The sequence below is a fragment of the Streptomyces sp. IBSBF 2435 genome (assembly GCF_036815005.1).
Lineage (GTDB): Bacteria > Actinomycetota > Actinomycetes > Streptomycetales > Streptomycetaceae > Actinacidiphila.
Genome location: NZ_JAJSYW010000271.1, coordinates 1 through 6,523, shown reverse-complemented (window position 1 = coordinate 6,523; position 6,523 = coordinate 1). Strand labels below are relative to the sequence as shown.

General features: G+C 75.9%; 6 protein-coding genes and 2 pseudogenes. 2 read left to right on the top strand and 6 right to left on the bottom strand.

Features of this window, described 5'->3' with window-relative positions; translation table 11 throughout:
* Positions 1-1,144, bottom strand: a 1,144-nt coding sequence (locus V7E46_RS31670; protein WP_333771630.1) for an MFS transporter, incomplete at its 3' end; no start/stop codon positions are given.
* Positions 1,145-1,218: 74 nt separating this feature from the next.
* Here V7E46_RS31670 and V7E46_RS31665 point away from each other — a divergent pair.
* Positions 1,219-1,842 carry an ArsR/SmtB family transcription factor gene (locus tag V7E46_RS31665; RefSeq protein WP_333771629.1) on the top strand — a complete coding sequence of 208 codons (624 nt, stop codon included), beginning with the start codon at positions 1,219-1,221 and terminating at the stop codon, positions 1,840-1,842.
* Positions 1,839-2,300, top strand: coding sequence for a PPOX class F420-dependent oxidoreductase (locus tag V7E46_RS31660; protein ID WP_333771628.1), 462 nt, complete (start codon positions 1,839-1,841; stop codon positions 2,298-2,300). The genes V7E46_RS31665 and V7E46_RS31660 overlap by 4 nt, the downstream gene beginning before the upstream one ends.
* Here V7E46_RS31660 and V7E46_RS31655 read toward each other — a convergent pair.
* The 5 genes and pseudogenes from V7E46_RS31655 to V7E46_RS31635 form a co-directional block, all read right to left on the bottom strand.
* Complete coding sequence (locus V7E46_RS31655) at positions 2,281-3,276, bottom strand: helix-turn-helix transcriptional regulator (protein WP_333771627.1); 996 nt, start codon at positions 3,274-3,276, stop codon at positions 2,281-2,283. The genes V7E46_RS31660 and V7E46_RS31655 overlap by 20 nt on opposite strands.
* Positions 3,277-3,459: 183 nt before the next feature.
* The gene (locus V7E46_RS31650) at positions 3,460-4,494 is read right to left on the bottom strand and encodes a S1 family peptidase (RefSeq protein ID WP_333771626.1); all 1,035 of its coding nucleotides are present in this window, start codon (positions 4,492-4,494) and stop codon (positions 3,460-3,462) included.
* A 272-nt stretch (positions 4,495-4,766) separates the two neighbouring features.
* Positions 4,767-4,976 (bottom strand): annotated as a pseudogene (locus V7E46_RS31645) (F420-dependent methylene-tetrahydromethanopterin reductase); the annotation flags it as partial.
* 201 nt (positions 4,977-5,177) lie between these two features.
* Positions 5,178-5,489: pseudogene (locus V7E46_RS31640) on the bottom strand (LLM class flavin-dependent oxidoreductase); the annotation flags it as partial.
* 47 nt (positions 5,490-5,536) lie between these two features.
* On the bottom strand, positions 5,537-6,487 hold the full coding sequence (locus tag V7E46_RS31635) for an LLM class flavin-dependent oxidoreductase (RefSeq protein ID WP_333771631.1): 951 nt from the start codon (positions 6,485-6,487) through the stop codon (positions 5,537-5,539).
* Positions 6,488-6,523 lie beyond the last annotated feature (36 nt).

Here is a 6,523-nt window from a genome sequence, read left to right as displayed (position 1 = left end):
CCATCGCCCCGCCCACCCCCACCCCGGCGAGTTGCAGCCGGTAGTCGACCAGCGCGACCAGGCCAGCGCCGAGCGCCGCGGCCACCGCGGTGGGCGCGAAGACCACCGTGCCCGCGGCGGCGGCCACCCGGCCGACCAGCGCGGGCTCGGTGTGCTGCTGCACGGCGGTGAAGGCCGCGACGATCACCCAGGGCAGCCCGACGCCGATCGCCAGGGTCCCGGCGAGCACGACCGGCAATGACGGCACCGCGCGTACGGCGGCGCCGGCGGTGAAGAGCAGCAGGCCCATGGCGGTGAAGGCGCGTTCCGGCAGCCGGCGCATGACGGCGCCCGCCATGGCCCCCGCGACGGCGGAACCCGCGCCCTGCACCGCGTAGAGCACGCCGACGAAGGCGGGCGGGCGGTGCAGGCCGGCGTCGGCCAGCTCGTAGATCGCGGCGCTGCTGATCCCGGACAGCAGCATGGCGGCGGCGCCCGCGCCCACCAGGCGCACCAGCAGCGGATCGCCGCGCAGGGCGCGCACGCCCTGCGCGGTCTGCGCGCGCCAGCCGCCGGTCCTCGGGCCCGGCGGCTCCTCACGGATCCGCAGCGCGGTGAAGGCGAGGGCGGCCAGCACGAAGGTGGCCGCGTCGAGCAGGGCGACGGCGCCGCCGCCCCAGCGCAGGAAGAGGCCCGCGCCGGCCAGCGGGGCGAGCAGTTTCACGGCCTCGGTGACGGTCATCCGCAGACCGTTGAAGTCGCCGCGCAGGGCGGCGGGGACGACGCTGACGACCAGCCCCGCCTCGGCGGCGTCGCAGAGCACCGAGCCGGCACCGACCGCGGTGAGGACCAGCAGGAGCAGCCAGACGTCCCGCCCGGAACGGACCGCGAGCAGCGCCGGGAGCAGCAGCGCGAGGGCGGCGTTGACCCCGATCAGCAGCCGCCGGCGGCGTACCCGGTCGGCCACGGTGCCCAGCAGCGGCCCCACCAGGGTGGGCGCCCAGACGCAGAAGGTCACCGCGGCGGCCAGACTGCTCGATCCGGTCAGCGTCTTCACCCAGATACCGGCGACCAGCAGCATCGCCGAGTCCCCGGACCCGGAGACCAGGATGCCGCCCAGATATGTCGCCGCACCGCGGTCCCGCAGCACCTTCCGCACCGTCATGACTCCCAAGCTATTGCTTGGGAGTCAGCTGGACAATCCCCGCATCCGATGCCCGGGAGCGGTGTAATGGGCTCATGACCGCCACCGATCCCCTGTTGCGCGCCCTCGCCCACCCGGTGCGGCTGCGCATCGTGTCCCTGGTCTGGAACGTCCCGCTGTCCGCCGCGGAACTGTCCCGGGAGCTGGACATCTCGCACGCGCTCGCCAGCCAGCATCTGCGCCGCCTCGACGCGGTCGGCCTGGTGGAGCTGGCCGAGGTGCGGGCCAACCGCGGCGGCCGGGAGCGCCGCTACCGGGCGGTGCACGGCTCCCCGCTGTCGGACCAGCGCCACGAGGGGGTCCGGCTGATCGCCGAGGCGATGGCCCACAATCTGCGGGAGCGGGCGGGCCGCCGCGCACCCGGCGCCGAGGGGGTGACCTCGGACGCGGAGCTGTGGGTGGCGCCGGAGGTCTGGACGGACTTCAGGCACCGGCTGGCCGCGCTCTTCGGCGAGTTGCACGATGCCGCCCAGGCGCCGCACGCCCCGGGCACGGTCGGAATCGGCGCGACGGTGATGGTGTTCCCCCTGGCGGAACCGGACACCGCCGACGGCCTGGACACCGCCGCCCCGGAGACCACCGAGCCGGACACCGCCGGACCGCAGACCGCCGGACCGCCGGACACTCCAGGACCGGACATCACCGAGGAGCGACCATGAGCCAGGACCCCGCCACCGACGCGCTGCTCGACCTGCTGCGCGAGCAGCGCACCGGAGTGCTCGTCACCCTGAAAAGGGACGGCAGGCCGCAGCTGTCCAATGCGGCCTTCACCTACGACGACGCCACCCGGACCATCCGCATCTCGGCGACCGACGACCGCGCCAAGACCCGCAACCTGCGCCGGGACCCGCGGGCCAGCTTCTACGTCGGCACGCCCGACATGCGCACCTACCTGGTCGCCGAGGGCGACGCCGAGCTGACCCCGGTGGCCGCGCAGCCGCAGGACGCGACCGTCGAGCAGCTGATCGACGTCTACCGGGCGATCGCGGGCGAGCACCCGGACTGGGACGAATACCGCGCCGCGATGGTCGCCGACCGGCGGCTGGTGATCAGCCTGCGCGCGGGCCGGGCGTACGGGGCGGGGGCGCAGGGCGCGGTCAGCGGCCCGCTGGGCTGACCCCGGCCCGCGAGGACTCCGCGGCGTCGGCCGCCCAGGACAGCCGGGCGGCCACCGCCCGCAGGTGGTCGGCGAACTCGGGCGGTTCCTTGATCTCGAAGTGCACGCCGAGCATGCCGACGTACATCGCGAGCGCGTCCAGCGACTCGAAACCGGTGCGCAGTTCGCAGCTGAGGTCGTCCCGTGCCGTGATGGTGCCGAAGCCGGACCAGCTGTACTGGGCGAGGGAGTCGGCGGAGGTGTGCAGGACGATCACCGCCTGGTAGCGGTAGGCCCGCGAGGTGACGCCCTTGGCGACGTAGGCCGCCGCGTCCTCGGGCAGTTCGCGCGGGGTGAAGCGCGGCCCTGTGGGTGACTTCGGCTCGATCCGGTCGGCCCGGAAGGTGCGCCAGTCGGCCCGGTCGACGTCGTAGGCGAGCAGATACCAGCGGCGGCCGTGGTGCACGAGGCGGTACGGCTCGACGGTACGGCGGCTGGCGGCGCCGCGGTGGTCGAGGTAGTCGAAGCGCAGGCGTTCGCGGTCCCGGCAGGCGGCGCCGAGCACGGTGAGCACCTGCTGGCCGACGGTCGGGCCGCCGCCGCGGCCCGGCTGCACGGTGATCGCCTGCATCGACTGGACGCGGTGCCGCAGCCGGGACGGCAGCACCTGTTCGAGCTTGGCCAGGGCGCGGACCGAGGTCTCCTCGACGCCCTCGACGGTGCCGCCCGCGCCGGTGCGCAGGCACAGGGCGACGGCCACCGCCTCCTCGTCGTCGAGCAGCAGCGGCGGCAGCGCGGCGCCCGCGCCCAGCCGGTAGCCGCCGGCCGTGCCGGGGGCGGCGTGCACCGGGTAGCCGAGCGCCCGCAGGCGTTCGACGTCGCGGCGAACCGTGCGCGCGGTGACGTCGAGCCGTTCCGCCAGTTCGGGTCCCGTCCAGTCGCGGCGGGACTGGAGCAGCGACAGCAGGCGCAGCAGCCGTGCGGAGGTTTCCAGCATCCCGCCAGTGTGCCAGCGGTCGCGGACAGCCACTGACCGCAAGGAACCGCCGGCCCCTGGCGGCAGGACCCGGACCGCGGCGGCCGGCGACGAGGAGCCGGACCACGGCCGCCGGCGGTGAACGCGACGCCCCCGCCGTGCGGGGCACGGCGGGGGCGCGGGCGGACGGGAGGAGCGGCTACGTCAGTAGACGCTGACCCCGTACGCGCTGAGTGCTTCGGTGACCGGCTGGAAGTAGGTCGTGCCGCCGGAGGTGCAGTTGCCGCTGCCGCCCGACGTCAGGCCGATGGCCTTGGCACCGTCGTAGAGGGAGCCGCCGCTGTCGCCGGGCTCGGCGCAGACGTTGGTCTTGATCAGACCGGAGACGACCCCGTCGGCGCCGTAGTTCACGGTCGCGTTGAGGGCCTGGACGCTGCCGCTGTGGATGCCCGTGGTGGAGCCGCGGCGCTTGACGGCCTCGCCGACGAAGGCGTTCGCGGCGCTGGTGATGTCCTGGCTGCCGACGGTGCCGTCATGGGCGACGGTGCTGTCGTAGCGGACGATGCCGTAGTCGTTGCCGGGGAAGCTGCTGCCCACGGTCGGGCCGATGTACGCGCCGGCGCTGGTGTAGTAGGCGGGAAGGCCCTGGGTGCAGTGGCCCGCCGTCAGGAAGTAATAGGTGCTGCCGCTGCGGACGTTGAAGCCCACCGAGCAGCGCCAGCTGTTGGTGAGGACCGCGTCGCCGCCGGACAGCAGCTTGCTGAACGTGCCGGAGACCCGGGAGATGCGGACGGCGTCGCCGTAGGCCGCGGTGGACTTGGTGAGCGCGGCCAGCTGGGCGGCGGTCACCCGGCTGTCGACGTTGATCTCCAGGGTGTTGCTGCGCGGGTCGACCGCCCAGGCGGTGCCCGCGATGTCGGCGGCCTGGGTGGTGTCACCCGCCTTGGCAAGCTGGGCGGCGCTGTGGGTGACCAGCCGGGGCGTGGCGCCCGCGGCCTTGACCGCGTCGGCCGCGGCCTGGCTGGTGACGTTGACGACGGTGGTCTTGGACGCGCTGTCGTAGTACGTGCCCGCGGTGCGGTCGGCACCGAGGTGGGCGGCGAGCGATGCCGCCGCTTCCGGGGTCGCCTTCACGGTGCCGGCGCCAGGGGCTGCGATGGCGGACGGAAGGGCGAAAGCGGTCGCGGCGAGCAAACCGGTGGTGACGGCGAGGAGTTGTATGCGTCGGGTGGACTTCACTCGTTCCTCCTGTGGGGGTGGAGGGGGAATTTGTCGGTGTACTGTCAGGCGCGCACCGATAAACGAACGCACTGTCAGCCTGACGGGCACTCATGGGAGTATTCAGGCCCCACAGGAAACACACAAGAGGGCAGTCGCACCGGCAACCTGCCGGAAACACACCCGCACCGGCGGCCCCACCCACGCCGGCCCCGGGAGCACGTGGCGCCGGGTCCGGTCCGCGCCGCCGGCCACCTCCGCGGACGGACCGGCCGCCTCCCCCGGCAGGCCGGCTAGCCCACCGGTCGCGGCAGCCCCAGATGCTCCCGCAGCGTCGTCCCCGTGTACGCGGTCCGCAGCGAACCGTGCTGCTGGAGCAGCGGCACCACCCGGTCGACGAAGGCGTCCAGGCCGTGGCCCGCGGCGGCCGGGTCGGGGCGCAGGACGAAGCCGTCCGTCGCGGCGCTCTGCACCCGCGCGTGCAGGTGGTCGGCGAGTTCGCGCGCGGCCGGGGCGGAGGCGGCGGCGTCCGCGGCCAGGTCGAAGCGGGACAGCACCCGCGCCCGCCTGCTGCCGCGCCGCCCGCCGGACGGGCACCCGGTGAGCAGCACCTCCGCCGTACCGCCGAAGTCCACCGCCACCGGCCGCCCCTGCGGACCCGCGGGCTCGCCGAACCGGCCCGGCGGCCCGCCCGCGCGCCCGCCGCTGAGCCGGTCCAGCACGGCGATCCTGCGGGCCAGGTCGTACGGCTCGCGGCCGGTGGCCTGCGCCGGGACGGCCACGGCCAGGCCGATCGCGGTGGTGACCGCGGCCAGCGCGTGCAGCACGGTGACCGGTTCGGGCCCGCGGCCGTCCGGCCGGTCCTCCCCCGCGGCCACACCGTCGTACGCGGCGGGCCCGGCGGGGGCGAGCAGCAGGAAGTCGAACAGGCCGCGCTCGGCGGCCCTGGCGAGCGCGGCCCAGCCGGCGAAGTCCGGCCGCGGCCCGGGCCCTTCGCCGGCCGCGGGCAGCTCCACGGCGAGGTGCAGCTGCCGTACGGCCGCGGCGGGCGCCCGGCGGACGGTCACGACAGCACCCCGCCGCGCACGGCGGAAGGGCGCGCCGGGCGGTGCAGGCCGAGGTGTTCGCGCAGCGTCGCCCCCGGGTGGAAGGAGCGGAAGAGCCCGCGGTGCTGGAGCAGGGCGGCGGTGCCGTTGACGAAGCGCTCAAGGTCGCGCGGCAGTTCGACCGGGCGGACGTGGAAGCCGTCGACCGCGCCCTGCCGCTGCCAGTCCGCGATCAGCTCGGCCAGGTCCACCGGGCCGCCCCTGAAGAGCACCCCGCCGGACGCGTCGGGTGTCAGCGCGATCTCGGCGCCGGGCTCGGGGCCGACCTCGCCGCCGCCGAGGTCCACCGCCAGTTCGGCGAGCACCAGCAGCCGGTCCGGGTCGCGGCCCGCCTCCGCGGCGAGCCGGTGGATGTCGGCCCTGATCAGCCCGGCGCCCTCGGGCCGGGCCGCGCGCACGAAGGCGATGTCGGCGTGCCGGGCGGCGACAGCGCGAGCGGCGGGTTCGGTGGCGTCGAGCACGGTGACCGGCGCGGACAGCGGCGGCCCGAGGCCGGCCCCGCGCCATATCCGGGTGACGGCGCTCGCGGTGTCGCCGGCCGCCCGCCACACCGCCTCCGGCAGGTCGGGCCGCCGTCCGCGGCCGGGCGGCCCCGGCGGTGGCGCGGGCACCGCGAGCGTCCATCCGGCCCGGCCGCGGCTGACCCAGTCCAGGGTGGCGACGGCCGCGGCGACGTCGCCGGGCTCGGCACCGGCCGCGGGCACGGCGGGCACCACGCCGATCCGGTCGGTCGCGGGCGCCACCGCGGCGAGCAGTTCGAGCGCGTCCAGCAGCCCGGCGCCGCCATACGGGTCCAGCTCCAGCGTCACGAAGTCGAGGCCGCCGCCCTCGGCGAGCCGGGCCAGGTCCCGGTAGGACGCGGCCCCGCGCGCCGGCGGCCCGCCGCCGATCGCCGCGGACAGATGCAGGGTGCGGCCGCGGGGGCGCGGTGCAGCGGGAGGGGG